Below are 20557 nucleotides of genomic sequence, written 5' to 3'. Positions count from 1 at the left end.
AGGGAGAGAATAGAATGCATGATACACAACAGCTGCCTCTGACAGGCGCACAGGCCGGTATCTGGTTTGCGCAGCAGCTTGATCCTGATAATCCGATTTACAATACAGGCGAGTACGTTGAGATAAACGGCGCGATCGATGTGAACATATTTAAAACCGCTCTCGAACGCGTGCTGACGGAAGCCGCGTCATTACACGCCCGCTTCGAGGAGGGGGCAGACGGGCCGAAGCAGATCATCAATCCTCCATTTGAAGCTGCGATCGATGTCATAGATGTGAGTTCAGAAGTTGATCCGAAGCAGGCCGCACTCAGACTCATGCAGACAGATTTGGCTGAGCCCGTTGATATGGCGGCCGGGCCTTTGTTCCGCGACATTTTATTTCAGGCGGGACCGGAACGCTTTTTCTGGTATCAGCGCATTCACCACATTGCGATAGACGGCTACGGTTTTTCACTGCTGGCACGGCGTACGGCGCAAATGTACACCGCAATACGGGAAGGACGTCCGGATAACGGGCGCTCCTTCGGTTCTTTGGAGGAGCTGGTAAAAGAAGAACAAGAGTACCGCGCGTCTGATCAATTCCTGAAAGATCGGGAATTTTGGATGGAGAAATTTGCGGATGAACCTGATGTCGTCAGTTTGGCAGAAAGAGCGCCGCGAACGTCAACACGTTTTCGGAGAAGCACGGCTTATCTTTCTGAAACGGCTTTACAGCATGTAAAAGCGATTCCGAACTGGCATGAAGCCGTCACGGCCGCAGCGGCGGTATATGTCCACCGGATGACAAACGCAGGGGATATCGTGCTCGGTTTACCGATGATGGGGCGGATCGGCTCAATTTCACTGAATATTCCGAGTATGGTCATGAATCTTCTGCCTTTACGGCTTTCTCTCCGCCCGGATATGAATTTTCATGAGGCCGTCAGCCAAGTGGCAAAAGAAATCCGAAACATCCGGCGCCATCAGAAATACCGCCATGAAGACATGCGCCGCGACCTTAAATTGCTCGGAGAAAATCGCAGGCTGTTCGGCCCGCAAGTCAATGTGATGCCGTTTGACTACGCGCTTGATTTCGCCGGAGCGCGGGGGACCGTTCATAACTTATCAGCAGGGCCCGTTGATGATTTGTCAATTAACGTTTACGACAGAGCGGACGGAAGCGGAATGCGTGTGGACTTTGATGCGAATCCGGAAGTATACAGCGCCGAAGATATTGAAAACCATCAAAAACGATTCCTGCTTCTGTTGGAATCAGCTGTGAAAGACCAGACACAAAAAATCGGCACACTCAACCTTCTGCTTGAAAGTGAACGTCTCCGCGTACTGGAAAGCTGGAATGACACGCGCAAGGCCGAGAAGCAGAAAAGTCTGCCGGAGCTGTTTTACGAACAGGCCGTAAAAACACCGGACCGGCCGGCAATCATCACCGAAAACGAAGAGCTCAGCTATGCCGAATTGAACAAGCGCGCGAACCAGCTTGCCGGCATGCTAAAGGAAAAGGGGCTCGGACCGGAACAATTTGCCGCTTTGCTGCTTCCGCGGTCACAGGAGTTGGCCGTGAGCATGCTGGCCGTTTTGAAAACGGGAGCCGCATACCTGCCGCTTGATCCTGATTTTCCTTCTGAGCGGATCACATACATGCTCAAAGATGCACAGCCTGCATGCCTGATTACAACGATGGAATTATCCGGCCGCATGCCGGAAGACAGTGATGCAAAAAGGATCATTCTCGATGACCCGGATACGGTAAAAACCGTTGCCGCTCAAAATGCTGACTTTCCCGCTCAGGCGGAATGTTCGCCTTTGCACCCCGCTTATATCATTTATACATCGGGCTCAACGGGCAAACCGAAAGGCGTAGTCGTCACATTAAAAAGCGTAAGCAATTTCCTCTTATCCATGCGGGAAATGTTTACGCTCGACGAACAAGACCGCCTGCTTGCCGTTACGACTGCGGCGTTTGATATTTCCGGACTTGAGCTCTTCCTTCCGCTCATCAGCGGGGCGGGGTGCGTCATCGCACGTAAAGAGACGATTCAGGAACCGCGGGCGCATGCGCGCATGATTCACTCATACGGTATTTCAATCATGCAGGCAACGCCGACATTGTGGCATTCATTAGTCACCAATGAACCGGATTCTCTCCGGGCGCTGCAGGTGCTTGTCGGAGGTGAGGCGCTTCCGAACGCGCTTATGCATGCTCTGCTTGAATCAGGCTGTACGGTGACGAATCTGTACGGGCCGACTGAAACAACAATCTGGTCGGCCGCACAGCCGCTTGCAAAAGGCCATACAGGGGCGCCTCCGATCGGAAAGCCGATTTGGAACACGCGGGTATATGTGCTGGACGCCGCATTGCAGCCCGTCCCGCCGGGAATCGCGGGCGAGCTTTATATAGCGGGGGAGGGGCTTGCCAGAGGTTATTATAACCGTCCTGATTTAACAGCGGAAAGATTCATTGCCGATCCGTACGGACCCGCGGGCGCGAGGATGTATCGGACGGGAGATCTCGTGCGCTGGCGTGAGGACGGCTCGCTTGATTATATCAGCAGAGCCGATCACCAAATTAAAATCCGCGGGTTCCGGATAGAATTAGGAGAAATTGAGTCAGTGCTGTCGAAATATCCGGGTATTTCGCAGGCCGCCGTCATTGTCCGTGAAGACCAGCCCGGAGATAAGCGGCTGGTGGCTTATGCTGTCGCGGATCAGCCCCTTGATATCGGCGGACTTCGTGAATATATGGGCGAAAGCCTGCCGGATTATATGGTGCCGGGCGCGTTTGTACAGCTGGAAGAATTGCCGCTGACACCGAATAAGAAGCTCGATCGCAGCGCTCTGCCTGCACCTGATTTTTCCGCTGTCCTGTCTGACAGAGGGCCGCGGACGCCGCAGGAAGAAATATTATGCGATCTGTTTGCCGAGGTTCTCGGTCTTGCACGGGTCGGGATTGATGACGGGTTCTTTGAATTGGGCGGACATTCGCTCTTAGCCGGACGCCTGATGAGCCGGGTCCGGGAGACGATGGGCGCAGAGCTTGGCATCGGCCGTCTGTTTGATACGCCGACCGTTGCCGGGCTCGCCGCACAGCTTGATACTGCAAAGAGTGCGCGGCCTAAGCTCAAGCCGTTTGACCGGCCGGAGCATATCCCGCTGTCATTTGCGCAGCTGCGTCTATGGTTTCTCTACTGTCTTGAAGGGCCAAGCCCGACTTACAACATTCCGGTGATTGTCCGCATGTCAGGCAAGCTTGACCAATCAGCGCTGAAACACGCCTTTTACGATGTTGTCAGCCGTCATGAAAGCCTGCGCACCGTTTTTCCGGAAAATAAGGGATCATCTCATCAGCTCATTTTATCTGCTGAAGAAGCCCGCCCTGTGTTTACAGTGACACGTGCAGACAAAAACGAGCTCCAAGACATGCTTGCCGCTGCGGCACGATATCGGTTTGATCTCGCTAAAGAGCCGGCCGTCCGAGCCGAGCTGTTTGATCTTGGTGACGGCGAGTATACGCTGATGATTCTCCTGCATCACATTGCAGGTGACGGCTGGTCCTTGAATCCGCTCATGCGTGACTTATCCGTAGCCTATATCGCCCGGCAAACAGGTGAAAAAGCAGAATGGGCGCCGCTGGCGGTTCAATATGCGGATTATGCGCTTTGGCAGCAGCAGCTTTTAGGCAGCGCGTCTGATTCTGAGAGCTTAATTGCGCGCCAGCTGGATTTCTGGAAGAAAACGCTTGAAAATGTACCGGATCAGCTGGAGCTGCCGTCTGACTTTCCGCGTCCCGCTGAATCAAGCTACAGGGGCGGCGTCATTCCGGTCAACATCGGCCAAGAGCTTCATGCCCGTCTTCTCTCACTTGCCAGAAATCAGCGCGTAAGCCTGTTTATGGTGCTTCAATCAGGGCTTTCCGCGTTACTGACCCGGCTCGGTGCAGGGACCGATATTCCGATCGGCAGTCCGATAGCCGGCCGCAGTGATGACGCATTGGGAGACCTTGTGGGTATGTTCATTAATACACTCGTACTGAGAACCGATACCTCTGGCGATCCGAGCTTTTGTGAGCTTCTTGAAAGGGTCAGGGAAATGAATCTCGCAGCATATGAACATCAGGACGTGCCGTTTGAACGTCTCGTGGAAGAATTGAATCCGGTTCGTTCCCGGTCAAGACATCCGCTGTTCCAAGTGATGCTCGCATTCCAAAATACGCCTGACCCTGTACTCAGTCTTCCTGATATGGAAACAAGCCTGCAAATCAGCAGTGTCGGATCGTCCAAATTTGATTTGACGCTGGAATTGGCTGAACAGCGCCATGACGACGGCACGCCTGCCGGTATTGAAGGCCTGCTGGAGTTCAGTACGGACTTATTTAGAAAAGAAACGGCTGAAGCACTTGCCGGACGCCTGCTTCTTCTGCTCGAAGATGCCGCATCACATCCGGAAAAACCGATCGGAAGCTTAACCATTCTTTCTGATGAAGAGCGCCGGAAGCTTTTGCCGGTTAAACGGGCAAAACAGCATATTCAGCCTCGGCAGACACTGCCTGAACTGTTTGAAATACAGGCCGCCGCAAAATCGGATGAAACGGCGGCAGTTTTTGAAGAGAGCGGACTCACTTATAAAGAGCTGAATGAAAGAGCCAATCAGCTCGCGCACATGATGATTGCCCGCGGCGTCGGCCCGGAGCAGTTTGTCGCACTGGCGCTGCCGCGTTCTTTAGATATGATTGTCGGGCTGTTAGCCGTCCTGAAGACGGGGGCAGCGTATCTGCCGCTTGATCCTGATTATCCCGCGGACCGCATTGCTTTTATGTTACATGATGCCAAGCCTGTATTTATGCTCACCAACCGTGAAGGCGCAAGTAAGCTCTCTGGCGAAAGCGGCATGCCGGCCTTCATCTTGGATGACCCGCAGAATAAAGAAACACTTGAGCGATATGCCGTCACGAACCCTGCGGACGCTGACCGGATTCGGCCGCTGTCACCGCTTCACCCGGCCTACGTCATTTACACGTCGGGATCAACAGGTGTGCCGAAAGGTGTCATCATTCCGCACAGCAATGTTATCCGGCTGTTTGAGTCGACGCGGCATTGGTATCACTTTCATTCTGATGATGTATGGACGATGTTTCACTCCTACGCTTTCGATTTCTCTGTCTGGGAAATGTGGGGGCCGCTGCTTCACGGCGGACGTCTCGTCGTCGTGCCGCATGACATCAGCAGATCACCGGAAGCGTTTTTACATCTCCTCGTGAAAGAGCGGGTAACCGTGCTTAACCAAACGCCGTCAGCGTTTTACCAGCTGATGCATGCGGAAAAAGAACACAAAGAGCTGGGGCGTCAGGTCGCACTCAGATATATCATCTTCGGCGGCGAGGCGCTTGAGCTGAGCCGGCTTGAGGATTGGTACAGCCGCCACGCGGACAATCAGCCGGTACTTGTGAATATGTACGGCATTACGGAAACGACGGTGCACGTCAGTTACCTTGAATTAGACAAAAACATTGCCGAGCTGAGAGCAAACAGCCTCATCGGCTGCGGCATTCCTGATCTGAACGTATATGTGCTTGATGACCGGCTGGAGCCTGTGCCCCCGGGCATCACGGGCGAAATGTATGTGGCCGGAGGAGGCGTGGCACGCGGTTACTTAGGGCGGCAAAGCCTGACCGCCGAACGCTTTGTGGCTGATCCGTACGGCCCGCCGGGAACGAGAATGTACCGGACGGGGGATTTAGCCCGTGTGCGGACGGACGGTTCTCTTGATTATATGGGCAGGGCGGACCACCAGATTAAAATCCGCGGATTCCGGATTGAATTGGGAGAAATCGAAGCGGTTCTCGTCAAACATCCGGATGTTGAGGATGCCGCCGTAGTCGTCCGTGAAGACCGGCCGGGAGATAAACGGCTGGCCGCCTACCTTGTCCGATCTGCCGGCAGCACCTTGGACACGGGAAACATGCGCCGGTTTGCCGAAGAAAGCCTGCCGGATTACATGGTTCCGTCAGCTTTTGTCCAAATGAATGAACTGCCGCTGACACCGAATGGAAAGCTTGACCGAAAAGCGCTCCCTGCGCCTGACTTCCAAACGGAGGTCACCGGCCGGGGGCCGAGAACGCCGCAGGAAGAAATGCTGTGTGAGCTGTTCGCAGAGGTGCTTCACCTGCCGCGTGTCGGTATTGATGACAGATTCTTTGATTTAGGCGGCCATTCTTTGCTTGCGGTTCATTTAATGAGCCGTATTCGGGAAGCGATGGGAGCCGAGCTGAGTATCGGAACATTATTTGAAGCTCCTACGGTGGCAAGCCTTGCTGAAAGACTTGAGTCAGGAACGGGCGCAAGCGCGCTTGATGTTCTTCTTCCGCTCAGAACGGCAGGAGAAGAAACACCGTTGTTCTGTGTCCATCCGGCCGGCGGTCTCAGCTGGTGTTATGCCGGGCTGATGTCTTCTTTAGAGGCTGATTATCCGATATACGGCTTACAGGCGAGAGGCATCGGAAAAAAAGAATCGCTTCCGCAAAGCCTAGATGACATGGCGGCGGATTATATTGAAAAAATCCGTACCGTGCAGCCGAAAGGGCCGTACCGTCTGCTCGGCTGGTCTCTCGGAGGGAATGTCATTCAGGCCATGGCGACACAATTACAGAGCCGGGGTGAAGAGGTTTCGCTTTTGGTGATGCTTGACGCGTATCCGAATCATTTTCTGCCGATAAAAAATGCGCCTGATGACGAGGAAGCCGTCATCGCGCTGCTCGCCCTAGGAGGGTACGACCCGGACAGCCTCGGGGATCAGCCGCTTGATTTTGACACCGCGCTGACCATTCTCCGCCGTGAGGGAAGCGCATTAGCCAGCCTGGACGAGTCAGTGATGATGAATCTGAAAGACACGTACATTAATTCTGTCGGGCTGTTAGGAACATACAAGCCGAAGCCGTTCCACGGAGATGTGCTGTTCTTCAGATCCACAATTATTCCGGAGTGGTTTGACCCGATTGAGCCGGATACTTGGAAACCGTATATTACGGGGGAAATCGAGCGGTATGACTTAGACTGCCGCCATAAAGATATGTGCCAGCCGGGCCCGCTTGCCGACATCGGCGCGATTCTGGCAGAGAAATTAAACGGACGGCGTACAGTCCGGTAAAGAAAGGAAAGAGATGATATGACAAATCCATTTGAACGGGAAGACGGCTCATACCATGTGCTCGTCAATGCTGAAGGCCAGTACTCACTGTGGCCGGCCTATCTGGATGTGCCGGACGGCTGGGAAACCCGCCTCACGAATGAAACCCGCCCCGTTTGTCTCGAATATATTGAAACAAACTGGCGTGATATGAGGCCGGAAAGCCTGAAACAGGCCGAAGCCGCTAAAATGTAATAAGAAAAGCCTGCCGTTATTTCGGCAGGCTTTTTATGCGGACATCAGCCGTTAAGCTGTGTATGATCACAAAATGTATAAGGGTGGCCTTCTTCATTCGTGCACCATGACTGAGACAGAAAAGCCAAAAAGACCGCGGCCCACTGGTCTGCAAACTGGATTAAAATACCGCCGTCGTGCCACGTTCCGTTATCCTTCTTCCAGCGTGTATCAATTGGGTTTCCCTGATTCATATGAATATTATGCATGCCGTTTGTCGGCTTGAACCCGAAAATCTTATCAGCGCCCGGCTCCGGCCCGAATTTAGAGCCGTAAATATAGACGGTGGCTTTTTCTGATTTCGCTTTTTGCATGTACGTCTCAATAAAGTCATTTAAGTCATTATCCGGACCGGTGACTTCATGCGGGAGGGGCACCATGTTCCGGGGATCAAACAATCCGCCGCGGACATAATCCAGCGCCAGCTCACGGCTGGTTTCATCAATTGGGGTATATCCATACGGAATGTTGGGCAGCAGGGTGATCGCGCTTGCGTCAAAATGATCGCGTGCCGCATACAGAACCTCTGATTCTTTTGAACTTGACATGACATTGATCGCACAGCGATAGCGCGTATCAGGCTCGCCTAGCACCTCGACTTGAAAATGCGGAGAATCATCATCTGTTTCCCTTTTCATATCTGACACAGTGCCTTTTAATACACCATAGTGCTGAACAGCCATATGAATCCTCCTTTTTCTTCCGGGATATGAATTGATATTCGAGACAGGGGGCCGTTTTTCCTTTTATGAGAAAGAAAAAAGGACAGCCCGCTGATCAGGCTGTCCTCTTCATATCTATTAAGCTTTTGCAGCCGAACCTTGCATTGCTTTTTCAGCAGGCACGTAGTCATAGCCTAAGTCTTTGGCTACCGCTTCATACGTGACATGTCCGTTAGCCGTATTTAAGCCCGCTTTAAGCGCAGGGCTGTCTGCAATGGCTTGTGCCGCGCCTTTATTGGCGATTTGAAGCGCGTAAGGAACGGTTACATTCGTTAATGCGAGCGTAGACGTACGCGGTACGGCGCCCGGCATATTGGCGACAGCGTAGTGAACGACACCGTGTTTTTCGTAAGTCGGATTATCGTGGGTTGTAATATGATCAACGGTTTCCACAATGCCGCCCTGATCGATGGCAACATCAACAATGACGGAACCCGGTTTCATTTGTTTAACCATTTCTTCCGTAACGAGAGTCGGCGCTTTGGCTCCCGGGATGAGCACGGCGCAGATCAGAAGATCCGCTTCCGCGACGGAATCCGCAATATTTACAGGGTTTGACATCAATGTTTTAATCTGATGCCCGAAAATATCATCAAGCTGACGCAGTCGGTCTGCGTTCAAATCGATCATTGTCACATCGGCACCGAGTCCGACAGCCATTTTCGCGGCATTTGTTCCGACGCCGCCCCCTCCGATGATCGTGACTTTTCCGCGGGATACACCCGGTACGCCGGCTAATAAAATTCCTTTTCCGCCCTTTGGTTTTTCAAGAAACTGAGCCCCGATCTGCGCGGCCATTCTGCCGGCCACTTCGGACATCGGCGTAAGCAGCGGAAGGGAACGTCCGTCCGTTACCGTTTCGTACGCGATAGCTGTCACGCCTTTTTCTGTAAGCGCTTTAGCTAATTCCGGCTCTGCAGCTAAATGAAGGTAAGTGAATAAGACCAGACCTTGACGGAAATACGCATACTCTTCAGCCAGCGGTTCTTTTACCTTCATGACCATTTCCGCATCCCATACTTGCTTTCTGTCCTCCAGAATTTCCGCCCCTGCTGATACGTAATCTTCATTTGTAAAGCCGCTTCCGAGTCCCGCTCCGGATTCCACAAGAACCCGATGGCCGTTTCCGATAAGCTGTGAAACGCCTCCAGGTGTTAAAGCCACTCGATTTTCATTGTTTTTGATTTCCTTTGGAACCCCGATAATCATGTCTGTTTCCCCCAATGTTTGTGTGATGTTTTAAGTGTAGCGTGATTTTTGCGAAAATTCTTTGTTTGAAACAGAAAATAAAAAAACACGGATTTGTGAAATTTCACGAACCCATGCTGCGAAGTTTGATATCAAGGTAAATCGTAAACTTTTCATTCACATTTTTTAAGTCGATTTCTGCGATCTGGCTGATTCTTTTCAGCCTGTAATTCAATGTATTGACATGGATGTTAAGCGCTTTAGCGGCGGTGTTGACGTTGCTGTCGGCATCAATAAAATGTTCGAGCGTTTTTACCATATCGGCTTGGTGCTCCCTGTCATACTGCTCAAGCTTTGAGAGGGAATAGTTCATATAGCCGCTGTGCTTGCGTTTTTCATCCAACACATCCAGGTACTGATAAATGCCGAGTTCCGAAAAGCTGAAAAGGTGTTTGGTTTCTCTCACAAACCGCTCTTTCGCTTTTAATACGGAAAGCGCTTCCTGATAGGAGCGGTAAACATAAGAAATCGATTCGTAAATACCGCCGACCGCAATCGACGCATCCTCAATTTTATATCGTTCCTTCAGCTGTTTTTGAATATGAAGGGCGAAGTGCTTTACATCTTTAAAAGGCTGATCGGTTTTCGGCGCGGCTAATAAGATTAATTCATTTGAATCAACAGTCGCCAGCATGACATGAATCTGCTGTGTCGTTTCCTGCAAATATTGCAGCTGCTGTTCCGTCTTTTCAGTCAGCTCATCATGTAAACGGATGATCATGACGCTGAACACGGACGGCAGCGCCATCCCGAGCTTATGAAACCCTTCGGCCATTTCGGCTTCCTGATAAATATGGCCGGTCAGCATTTTCCAAAAAAACTCCTGGCCCCGCTCTTCGATTTTCGTTTTGCGGATCTGCAGATGCAAAAGCTTGTTCCGCACCGCTTTGGCTGCCAGCTGAAGTGTCTTCAGATCCTCATCATTAAGCTTTTTTTTGATTTCAAGCGCCCAAATAAATCCGAGAACCTGATTGTTTTTCCAGATGGAAATCGCCACGCGGTTGCTCAGGCCCACCTCGTCGATTTCTTTCACTTTGATCGGCTGGTCCGTTTTTAAAAGGGCCGGAATGGTTCCGTCTTTCCAGAGTTTGTTGATGACTTTTTCCGGCACCCTCCGCCCGATAATCGTCGACGTCCGGGCCGGATCTGTACAATCGCTGTGCGTGCTGTATGCAAGCAGTTTATGATTAACGTCTTCTATTGTAATGGGGCATTGAAGAACTTCACTGATATGGTCGGCAACATCTTCAAGCCTGTCGAAACTGTACTTAAATGGATCCTTTGGATTGGTCATCTGTATCCCTACTTTTTCATAGCTTCATATCTTGATCTTACCATCTTGCTTTTCAGACTGAAAGGCATCTTTGCAGGGAAATAGACTAGGACAATAAGATCATTCGATGAAAACGAAAATAATAAGAAAATCATACTACTACATTTACAAAATGTGTAAATGTGACGAAAAATCCAATATATCATAAGACTCATTTTGTAAAATTAAAACAGATTTGTTTGACTGTGCCGAATGGTTGTTTTTATAATAATGACGTTCAAAAAATAAGTGAATTAGCCCATATTTAGGCTGATGACACAGGAGGGTATAAGGAATATGTCTGGATTAATTCGTGTCACACCCGAAGAGCTAAGAGCGATGGCTAAGCAATATGGCGTTGAAAGTCAGGAAGTCATGAATCAGGTTGACCGCCTGAACCGCATGATTTCTGATTTGAAAAGCATGTGGGAAGGTGCTTCAAGTGAAGCATTTGCAGATCAATATGAGCAGCTGAAACCTTCATTTATTAAAATGTCTGAATTGCTTCAAGATGTGAATCATCAGCTCGATCAAACGGCAAATACGCTTGAGTCTACTGACCAAGATATCGCTAACCAAATTCGCGGATAATAAGATGAATGAAGAAACGGAGCGCCTGATTCAATCAAGAAGACGGCGCTCTTTCTATGTAAGGGTGATATGAATATGTATATCGATATTACAATAGATTTAACACATTATAACGGCAGCGTCTTCGATCTCAGATTGTCAGATTACCATTCTGTGAAAAAAGTCATTGATATTGCCCGGCAGGCTCAGCATGTATCCGTTCCGCCGCGTGAAGGCTATTGGATCAGAGTGGTCAATAAAGAAGCGGTTTTTTCCGGAGAACAAAAGCTATCTGACTGCGGCATTACGAACGGAGACCGCCTTGAAATTTTATGAAAGGACATGGTGGAATGACAGGTCATAACAGATCTTATTTAGAAACAGAATTAGATGCCGTCCGGGAAGAAACCGAATCAGGCTTCACGTTCACCTTCCAGCGGGAAAAAATCAAGCTTCTCGACGGGCTGGAAGCAAACGTGATTAAAGATGCTGATCCTTTTTTTCAAAAAGAGGTCTCAGTTTCAGAAGACGAAGTAACCATCACAATCAAACCTCCTTCTTCTTATCAGGCTTTCCGCTATATAAAAGGAAAAGATAAAAAAAGCAGGTGGCAATTTGCCTACCGTCTCGTCCAAGCCGTGAAACAGCATAAGCTGAAACGTCTCAATCTGATTGCCGCCCCTGAAAATATCGTGTTTGATAAAGCGCTGACGCCTTACTTTCTTCATTACGGCGTAAAGGAGAGCCTTCCGCCTTATGAGGAAGATAGAGAAAGGGTGTTAAAAGAGCTCAAAGCCTGTGCGGCGCTTGCAGCTGACGGGGCGTACACCTTCGATGAATATTTGAAGTACAAGGAGACGCTTCACTTCTCTCCTGAGGTGAAAAGCGTGCTAGAGGCGGAGACGATTGAAGAACTGGAAGAAACCATTCAAACCGCAATTGATTCCCTCGAAGAAAGGGACAAGACATACATAAAACTGCCGAAAAAGAAATGGAAAATCCAAAGATACGCCGGTCTGGCGCTTGCCGTCCTCCTTGTGCCGGCACTTCTTTACTCCTTATACGTTCTGTTTTTCGCCCAGCCAAAGCAAGAGGCAATTACGGAAAGCAACCGCTATTTTTTAAATCAGCAGTACAGCAAAGTCATTGACACACTCGCCAAATACGATGCGGAAAGCCTCCCGGAATCTGTGCAGTACGAGCTTGCTTCCTCTTATGTGGCAGTTGAAAATCTGAGGGAAGAGCAGCGGAAAAACATCGGGAATCTGGTCACGCTGCAATCAGACCCGAAGCATTTCCTTTATTGGATTGATATCGGCAGAGGGGAAAATGAAGAAGCCATCAAAATCGGCCGCAATCTTGAGTACAACCCGTACATCTGGCTCGGACTTACAAAATATAAACAGCAATTATTAGCGGATGACAGTATGAAAGACGACGAAAAGCAGAAAGAACTGGACGCCGTGGAAAGCGAGCTTGCGAAGGCGAAAAAAGAGGCGGAGGAGCAGCATAAAGAAGCGGAGGAAAACGGTGACACCGCCGAAGCTTCCGCCGGACAGGATGAAAGCAAACAGGACAAAGCGAAAGATAACAAAGAGAACGACAAGAAAGATGAGAAAAAAGATGAAAAAAAATAACAGCACACATCAAATGGCCGCAGGTAACGATCAGGCTGTCAGGAGGTTCGCCATATGAGTCTGTTATGGGTCTTTTACCGAGAGCACGTACAAAAGATTCAGCTGTCTGAACTCCCGCCGTCTCAGCCGATTACGATCGGTCCGGATATGAAAGATACAATCACGGTCGGCACACTTCCGTTACGGCAAAACGCCGCAACCCTTTATCGAAAAGAAACAGATCGTTATGATGTTTTCCTGGGAAATAACTGTGCCGGCGAATTGACAATAGGAAATGAAATGCCCTGCCGGATTGAAGAAGAGACGATGCGGCTTCTGCTCACCCCTGACAAAGAAGAATCCTCCGTTTATTTTATCGGCGGGAAGGATGAGATCGTTTTCTCATCAGAAACAGAGGAAGCGGATATATACAAAGAGCCGTCCTCCGCTCAAACAGGGGCTTTTTATCTGCGAAAGTCGGGAGGATGCTGGTCTGTCGTCCCTGATGGCCAGGACGTTTATGTGAACGGAAAACTTGCAGAAGCTCCCGAAAGGCTCCGCACGGGAGATGAGCTGCTGTGGAATTTTCTGCGTGTGAGGCTGACGGAGGACGACCTTTTAGAAATCGTTCATCACGAAAAGCTTCAAACCGGTTTAACCAAAACGGTAAAACCAAGCACCGAAATGAAAAAGAAATACCCGCAATATCGAAGAACGCCGCGTATGGTCTACGATCTTCCAGAAGACCGCGTTTCATTCAGCTTTCCCTCGCAGGAAAGCGAACAGAATAACCGGGGGCTGTGGCTCGTCATTCTGCCTCCTTTGGTCATGCTGATTGTAATGGGGGTTGTCGCCATTATACAGCCGAGGGGCATATTCATCCTTGTCTCTTTGGCGATGTTTATGATGACTCTCATTACCTCCACCGTGCAGTATTTCCGTGAAAAAAACCAGCGGAAAAAACGGGAGGAGAAGCGGGAGCGTGTGTACAAGCAGTATTTAGAAAACAAACGGAAAGAGCTTCAGACGCTGTCGGAAAAACAGCTGCAAGTGCTGACGCATCATTTTCCCCCGTTTGAAAAAATGAAATATTTAACTTCTGAAATCAGCGGCCGCATTTGGGAGAAATCGCTGGATAGCAGGGATTTTCTGATGCTTCGGCTCGGAACGGGCACGGTCCCGGCAAGCTACGAGATTTCAATGAGCGGCGGAGACCTGGCGAATCGTGATGTGGATGACTTGATGGAGCAGTCGCAGCACATGCAGCGTGTGTATAAAGATATCCGCCATGCGCCTGTGACCGTTGATTTACAAGAAGGGCCGATGGGGCTTGTCGGGAAACCCCAGATCGTCAAAAATGAAATTCATCAGCTGATCGGCCAGCTCGCGTTCTTCAACAGCTACCATGACCTGCGATTTGTCTTTATCTTTCATGAGGACGAATATAAGGAATGGGAATGGATGAAGTGGCTGCCGCAATTTCAGCTGCCTCATATGTACGCGAAAGGATTTATTTACAATGAACAGACCCGCGATCAATTGTTATCGTCCATTTACGAGCTGCTGCGGGAGCGGGATTTGGAAGAAGATAAAGAAAAGAAGATCTTCCAGCCGCATTTTGTCTTTGTCATCACAAATCAGCAGCTGATCGCAGAGCACGTCATTTTAGAATACATCGAAGGCCGGCATGAGCATCTCGGCATCTCGGCAATCATCGCCGCGGAAACGAAGGAAAGCCTGGCGGAAAACATTCACACCCTCGTCCGCTACATTAATGAAGATGAGGGAGACATTCTTATTCAGCAGAAAAAAGCGGTGCAGATTCCGTTTAAGCTGGACAGGCACGAACGGACAAACAACGAGCGGTTTTCCCGGACGCTTCGGACATTGCACCATCAGGTCGGAATGACGAATTCCATTCCTGAAACGGTCTCATTTCTGGAGCTGTTTCATGCGAAGGAAGTAAAAGAAATCGGCATCAGACAGAAGTGGGAGACAAGTGAGTCCGCAAAATCGCTGGCTGTTCCGATCGGCTATAAAGGAAAAGACGACATCGTCTATTTAAACCTGCATGAAAAAGCGCACGGGCCGCACGGATTGCTGGCGGGAACGACCGGCTCCGGGAAAAGTGAATTTCTGCAAACGTACATCCTGTCATTGGCCGTTCATTTTCACCCGCATGAAGCGGCGTTTTTGCTGATTGACTATAAGGGCGGAGGAATGGCCCAGCCGTTCCGCAAGATGCCGCACCTTCTCGGAACCATCACGAATATTGAAGGAAGCAGAAACTTCAGTATCAGGGCGCTTGCATCCATTAAGAGCGAGCTGAAAAAACGGCAGCGTCTGTTTGATCAATATCGCGTCAATCACATCAATGACTATACAAAGCTGTATAAACAGGGAGAAACGGAGATTCCGATGCCGCACCTGTTTTTGATTTCAGATGAATTCGCCGAGCTGAAAAGCGAAGAGCCTGACTTTATCAGGGAGCTTGTCAGCGCGGCCCGCATCGGACGGAGCCTTGGTGTGCATTTAATTCTCGCCACGCAAAAGCCGGGCGGCATCATTGACGACCAAATATGGAGCAACTCACGCTTTAAGGTCGCGCTGAAAGTGCAGGATGCAAGTGACAGTAAAGAAATCCTGAAAAACAGTGATGCGGCGAATATTACGGTCACCGGACGCGGCTACTTGCAAGTCGGAAATAACGAAGTGTATGAGCAGTTCCAGTCTGCCTGGAGCGGCGCCCCTTACATGGAAGATGTATACGGCACCGAGGATGACATTGCCATCGTTACCGACACCGGCTTAATTCCGCTGTCTGAGGTGGATGCGGATGATGCGGCGAAAAAAGACGCCCCGGCAGAAATAGAAGCCGTAGTCGAAGAAATCGAGCGGATTCAAAATGAAATGGGCATTGAAAAGCTGCCGAGCCCGTGGCTTCCGCCGCTTGCCGAACGTATCCCGCGCACGCTTTACCCCGCGCAGGAAAAAGACCGCTTCTTCATCGCCTGCGTGGATGAGCCTGATCAGCAAAGACAGGCGCCTCTCGCTTATACGATGATGGATGACGGCAACATCGGCATTTTTGGCTCATCCGGCTACGGCAAGTCAGTGGCTGCCATCACCTTCCTGATGAACTTCGCGGAAGGATACACGCCGGAAGAGCTTCATATGTACATCTTTGATTTCGGAAACGGCACGCTTCTGCCATTGGCAAAGCTTCCGCACACCGCAGACTATTTCTTAATGGATCAAATGAGAAAGATCGAAAAATTCATGATCCGCATCAAGGAAGAAATCGAGCGGCGGAAACGGCTGTTCAGAGAAAAAGAAGTCAGCCATATCAAAATGTACAATTCGCTCAGTGAAGAAGAGCTGCCGTTTATATTTATCACAATTGACAATTTCGACATCGTCAAAGATGAAATGCATGAATTAGAAACGGAATTTATCCAGATTTCACGCGACGGGCAAAGCTTAGGCATTTACTTCCTGCTGACCGCAACGAGGGTAAACGCCGTCCGCCAATCGCTGTTAAACAACATAAAAACGAAAGTCGTCCATTATTTAATGGATCAGTCAGAAGGATACTCCATTTACGGGCGTCCGCCGTTCAGTCTCGAACCGATCCCGGGCCGCGTCATGATCCAAAAAGAAGAACTGTATTTCGCGCAAATGTTTCTTCCGGCTGAAGCGGAAAATGACCTCGAGATGTTCCAGGCGCTGAAAGCCGATGTCAAAGCATTAGCTGAGCGCCACGCCGGAACAGCCGGCCCAGACCCGATTCCGATGCTTCCGGATAGGCTGACGGCCGGCGAATTTTCACTCCGTCTCGGCCCGCATCAAGAACCGTTCCGCATTCCTGTCGGGCTTCATGAGGAAAAGGTCAGCCCTGTGTACTTTGATCTGGGCAAAAATAAGCATTGCCTTATCTTAGGCCAGACACAGCGTGGAAAAACAAACATCCTGAAAGTGATGCTGAATCACCTGCTGCGTGAAGGTACGGAACAGGTCGGGCTGTTTGACTCGATTGACCGCGGACTGTCGCAGTATGCGCAGGAAACAAAAGTCAGCTATCTGGACACAAAAGAAGACGTCCGGCAGTGGATCGAAACGGCAGAAGCTATTTTCACGGAGCGCGAAGCTCAGTATGCGCAGGCCGTCAAAAATGGCGATGTCCACAAACTCAGTTTCTCTCCGGTCGTGTTAATGGCCGACGGCATTACAAGATTCCAGCAGACGATCGACACCGCCATTCAGGACAAGCTGGCGATGTTTATGAAATCTTACGCGCATGTGGGCTTCAGTTTTATCCCGGCGGGCAATCACAGCGAATTCTCAAAAGGCTATGATTCCTTAACGACGGAAATGAAACAGATCCGCCACGCGATGCTGCTTGTGAAAAAATCCGAACAAAATGTCATTCCGCTGCCTTACCAAAGGCAGGAACCGGACATTCAGCCGGGCTTCGGCTATTTGGTTGAAAACGGGAAGGAGCAAAAAATCCAAATACCTTTATGTTCAGCGGAAAGGGAGGCCGTCAGATGACTGAACAACGAAAAAGCCTGATCAAATTAATAGCCGCGGTCGTCATCATTCTGCTGCTGCCGGTGCTGTTTTTCCGGTTTATCGGCGATGACCCGGGAAAACAAAAAATCAACGCCACCCGCCAAATCGCAGTCGTGAATGAAGACATGGGCTTACAAACAGATGAAAATGAGGAAGAGGAATCCGTCCATTTCGGCAAAGAAGTAGCGGCCGCTCTCGGCGGCCGTCCGGATTATTCATGGACGGTTGTCAACAGGAGCGCGGCTGAAAACGGTCTGGCGGCTAAGAAGTATGACGCCGTCGTTTACATTCCATCCGATTTTTCAAAAGATATCTTAAGCTATGACAAGGAGCGTCCGCAAAAAGCCACGCTGACATTCAATATTCAAAGCAACCTGAACGCCGTCAACAAAGAAAAGGTGCAGCGTGAGCTAGAAGACGCCCAAAAATCAATGAATAAAAAAATGTCGGCATTATATTGGAATTTCGTCTCGCAAAAAGTGAACAATGTCCGAGGCGATTTTGACAAGATCGTCAATAAAGAATCAGAGTTTCAAAACGTCATGTACAACTTTTACAAGCCGAGCTCCAATGACTTGGCAGGTGAAATCAAACGGCAAAAAGACCTGATTGACGAACTGAAAAAATCAATGAATGAAGCGCAGGGCGCGGCAAAAGAAAAATTGACTTCGGCAGATGAAGCCAAAACCACGCTTAAAGACTTTGCCGACACGGTCGAGCGCTATAAACAATATCAAGAAAATCAGAAAAAACTGCTGATGGCCGCGCAGGAACAAAACCAAAAGCAAATCACAACCGGACTGAATGCCATTAAAGCACAGCAGGCCGCCAACCAGTTCAGCACGATGATGAGCGGACTGTCTTCAGGCATAAACCGGGCGCAGACACAGCTTGACCAGACGGGATCGGCTCTTCTTGCCGCCCAACAGGTGAGAGAAGCGCAGGTTCCTGAGCAGGAACACGGGATGGCAGATATTCAATCCAATTTACTGAACAATTTTTTGACTCAATATAAAGCTCAAGCAAGATTTGAAACACTGAACAGTATCCAAACCCTTATGAAAAGGGATCGGCAGGCTTTAACCGTTCCGGAAAAGGACCCGGGGGATGACAGCTCGGATGAACCGAAAGAAGAAGAAAAACCGGAAGAAGAAAAACCCGGCGATCTGAAAATGGACCTTGACGATCAGCGTGACGAATTAAAACGCATCTCCGCTGAAATCAATGACATTTCTGACGGATTAAAAGAACCGGAAAAAGAAAAACCGGAACCGGAAAACCCGGGCCAAGGCGATGACGGTGAAAACTCCGGCGATACCGATCCGGATAACGGAACGAATCCCGGAGAAGACGGAAAAACGGAAGACGGCACAAAAGAAGAGCAGCCTGCTTCCGATAACACAGGCGATCAGGAGCCAAAAACCGTCCAGACCGCGACAGCCGCTAAAAACGTCACTCCGCCTGCTGATGAGCCGGCGGACGATCCGAACGATTCTGAAGGGGACGGCGGCACGGACATATCTGAGGCGAAAGAAAGGCTGAACCAAGCCGCAGAGCGCATTCAGCAAATTGAAAAAGAGCTGGAAGAGAAACAGCAGACTCATAATGAAGAACTGAAAAAACGTCTCGATGCTCTTGATGAAGAAATCCAAGGCCTTAAAGACCAGATTGCCAAAGTTGAAAAACGTGCAGAAAAATTAAAGAGAAATCTGGAAGAATTAGAAGAAACGAGAAAACAAGACTTCAATACCGTTTACAGATTGATTGTAAGAACAGAACAGAACATTTTGAACTACCCGTCATTGGATAGCGGCCGCAAATCTGCTCTTGAACAGATATTTGCCGCTGACATCAATACAAAAGAAATATCCGATTTAATGAGTTACTATAATGATTTATCCCTGTATGAGGCGACACTTTATCACTCTCTTGACGCGGGCTCGCTGCCTGATGTGAAAAACAGGGTGCTGAAAGCCCAGCAAGGCGAAGTTCAAACCGTTCTTGCCATCAAACCGGTGGAAACGGCAAGCTGGGAAAATCTGAAAAACAACAAGATGCAGACAGATGAAGACATCAGCAATTTCATTAAAGGCATGACCGAATTCTCGGATAACTACAGCTCGTATATCAGAGATGAACAAGCCGGAGTGCTCGATGAGCTCGCCAGCATTTCAGACAGCGCGGCGAAAGCATCCGATCAGCTGGCTGAAGGCGCCGTGCAGGAAGCGGCCGCGTTCAGCGGAGACGGATTAACCGGAACGATGGCGCTCGGCGCTCAGGATACCGTCGGCCGCGAAGTCCTGCAAATGTCTGACACGATGGGCCATCTGTCAGAACGCCAGTCCGGCATCATCAGCTATACCGACAATATGCAGCAAAGCGTAAATGACGTCCAGCATAAAGCGGACACCCTGAACAGCAACTGGGGCAAAAACGTCGATTCCACGAAATTGATCAGAAATGACGTGTACGGCATTTTAGGGAACGCGCTCGTTGACGGACAGGAAAACGGCTACGTTTACGATTATCTCGCCAACCCGCTTAAAATCAGCGGAGAGGTGCCGGAAGACCGGGTTCAGAATGTTCCGCCGGTCGTCATTTTGGTGATCGTCCTGATCAGCAGTCTTCTGCTCGGCTATTTCAGCTCGTATTATCAGCAGGCGCCGCTTCTTGTCAAAGGCGCGCTCTTTGGGATTTTAAACATTATGGTCGGATTGATGATCAGTCTGTTCGGTCTGAATATCTACTCGCTTCCGGACGATCAGACGATTAAATGGTCAGTCTTTACGATTCTCTTGCTTGCGGCGGGTTCAGCTTTTATCCGGGCAGCCTTTGTCTTTGGCTCAATCACCGGATGGATTGCATCATCCGCGCTCATTCTCTTTTATGTGGCGCCTTTGATCGACCTGATTATGCCGAACTTCACCTTTGACAGTCCGGTTTCGAAAGTCTATATCGATATTCAATACGGAACGGGCCATCTGTTTGCGATGGGGGTAACGGTTCTTGCGATCATTACGCTGATTGCGGCGGCGCTTCCGCTCGTCATTCGGCTGTTTGCGGAAAAAACGGAGGAAAGTGATCAGTCTTATGAGGCGTAAC

10 protein-coding genes are annotated in these 20557 nt (G+C 49.8%); 7 read left to right on the top strand and 3 right to left on the bottom strand.

All coding sequences use genetic code 11. The features are described 5' to 3' along the window. Nucleotides 1–14 precede the first annotated feature (14 nt). Nucleotides 15–7142: a non-ribosomal peptide synthetase gene (locus NYE68_RS17060; RefSeq protein ID WP_324636430.1), complete on the top strand. Its 7128-nt coding sequence runs from the start codon at nt 15–17 to the stop codon at nt 7140–7142. Nucleotides 7143–7160: 18 nt separating this feature from the next. Further along, nucleotides 7161–7376, top strand: a complete 216-nt coding sequence (locus tag NYE68_RS17055) for an MbtH family protein (protein ID WP_007408694.1) — start codon at nt 7161–7163, stop codon at nt 7374–7376. A 44-nt stretch (nt 7377–7420) separates the two neighbouring features. On the opposite strand, the gene NYE68_RS17050 is transcribed toward NYE68_RS17055, so the two are convergent. From NYE68_RS17050 to NYE68_RS17040, 3 genes are all read right to left on the bottom strand, one after another. After that, nucleotides 7421–8098: a YukJ family protein gene (locus NYE68_RS17050; protein WP_007613467.1), complete on the bottom strand. Its 678-nt coding sequence runs from the start codon at nt 8096–8098 to the stop codon at nt 7421–7423. A 117-nt stretch (nt 8099–8215) separates the two neighbouring features. Further along, nucleotides 8216–9346 carry an alanine dehydrogenase gene (gene ald, locus NYE68_RS17045; RefSeq protein WP_003152011.1) on the bottom strand — a complete coding sequence of 377 codons (1131 nt, stop codon included), beginning with the start codon at nt 9344–9346 and terminating at the stop codon, nt 8216–8218. A 103-nt stretch (nt 9347–9449) separates the two neighbouring features. Next, nucleotides 9450–10679 (bottom strand): PucR family transcriptional regulator, encoded by a 1230-nt coding sequence (locus tag NYE68_RS17040; RefSeq protein ID WP_064107450.1) that lies wholly within the window; start codon nt 10677–10679, stop codon nt 9450–9452. Between the two features lie 315 nt (nt 10680–10994). Here NYE68_RS17040 and NYE68_RS17035 point away from each other — a divergent pair, with 315 nt between their 5' ends. From NYE68_RS17035 to esaA, 5 genes are all read left to right on the top strand, one after another. Continuing rightward, nucleotides 10995–11288, top strand: a complete 294-nt coding sequence (locus NYE68_RS17035; RefSeq protein WP_015418116.1) for a WXG100 family type VII secretion target — start codon at nt 10995–10997, stop codon at nt 11286–11288. Nucleotides 11289–11363: 75 nt separating this feature from the next. Beyond that, nucleotides 11364–11603 (top strand): EsaB/YukD family protein, encoded by a 240-nt coding sequence (locus tag NYE68_RS17030; protein ID WP_007408690.1) that lies wholly within the window; start codon nt 11364–11366, stop codon nt 11601–11603. 14 nt (nt 11604–11617) lie between these two features. Beyond that, nucleotides 11618–12904, top strand: coding sequence for a type VII secretion protein EssB (gene essB / locus NYE68_RS17025; RefSeq protein ID WP_061861493.1), 1287 nt, complete (start codon nt 11618–11620; stop codon nt 12902–12904). A 54-nt stretch (nt 12905–12958) separates the two neighbouring features. Next, nucleotides 12959–17434 carry a type VII secretion protein EssC gene (essC, locus tag NYE68_RS17020; RefSeq protein ID WP_324636432.1) on the top strand — a complete coding sequence of 1492 codons (4476 nt, stop codon included), beginning with the start codon at nt 12959–12961 and terminating at the stop codon, nt 17432–17434. After that, nucleotides 17431–20556, top strand: coding sequence for a type VII secretion protein EsaA (esaA, locus tag NYE68_RS17015; RefSeq protein WP_324636433.1), 3126 nt, complete (start codon nt 17431–17433; stop codon nt 20554–20556). The genes essC and esaA overlap by 4 nt, the downstream gene beginning before the upstream one ends. The last annotated feature ends 1 nt before the right edge of the window (nt 20557 follow it).

The organism is Bacillus sp. FSL R5-0447, from assembly GCF_038606125.1.
Taxonomy (GTDB): Bacteria; Bacillota; Bacilli; order Bacillales; family Bacillaceae; genus Bacillus; species Bacillus velezensis.
The sequence above is the reverse complement of the archived record's forward strand: the minus strand, read 5'-3'. Positions and strand labels throughout refer to the sequence as shown.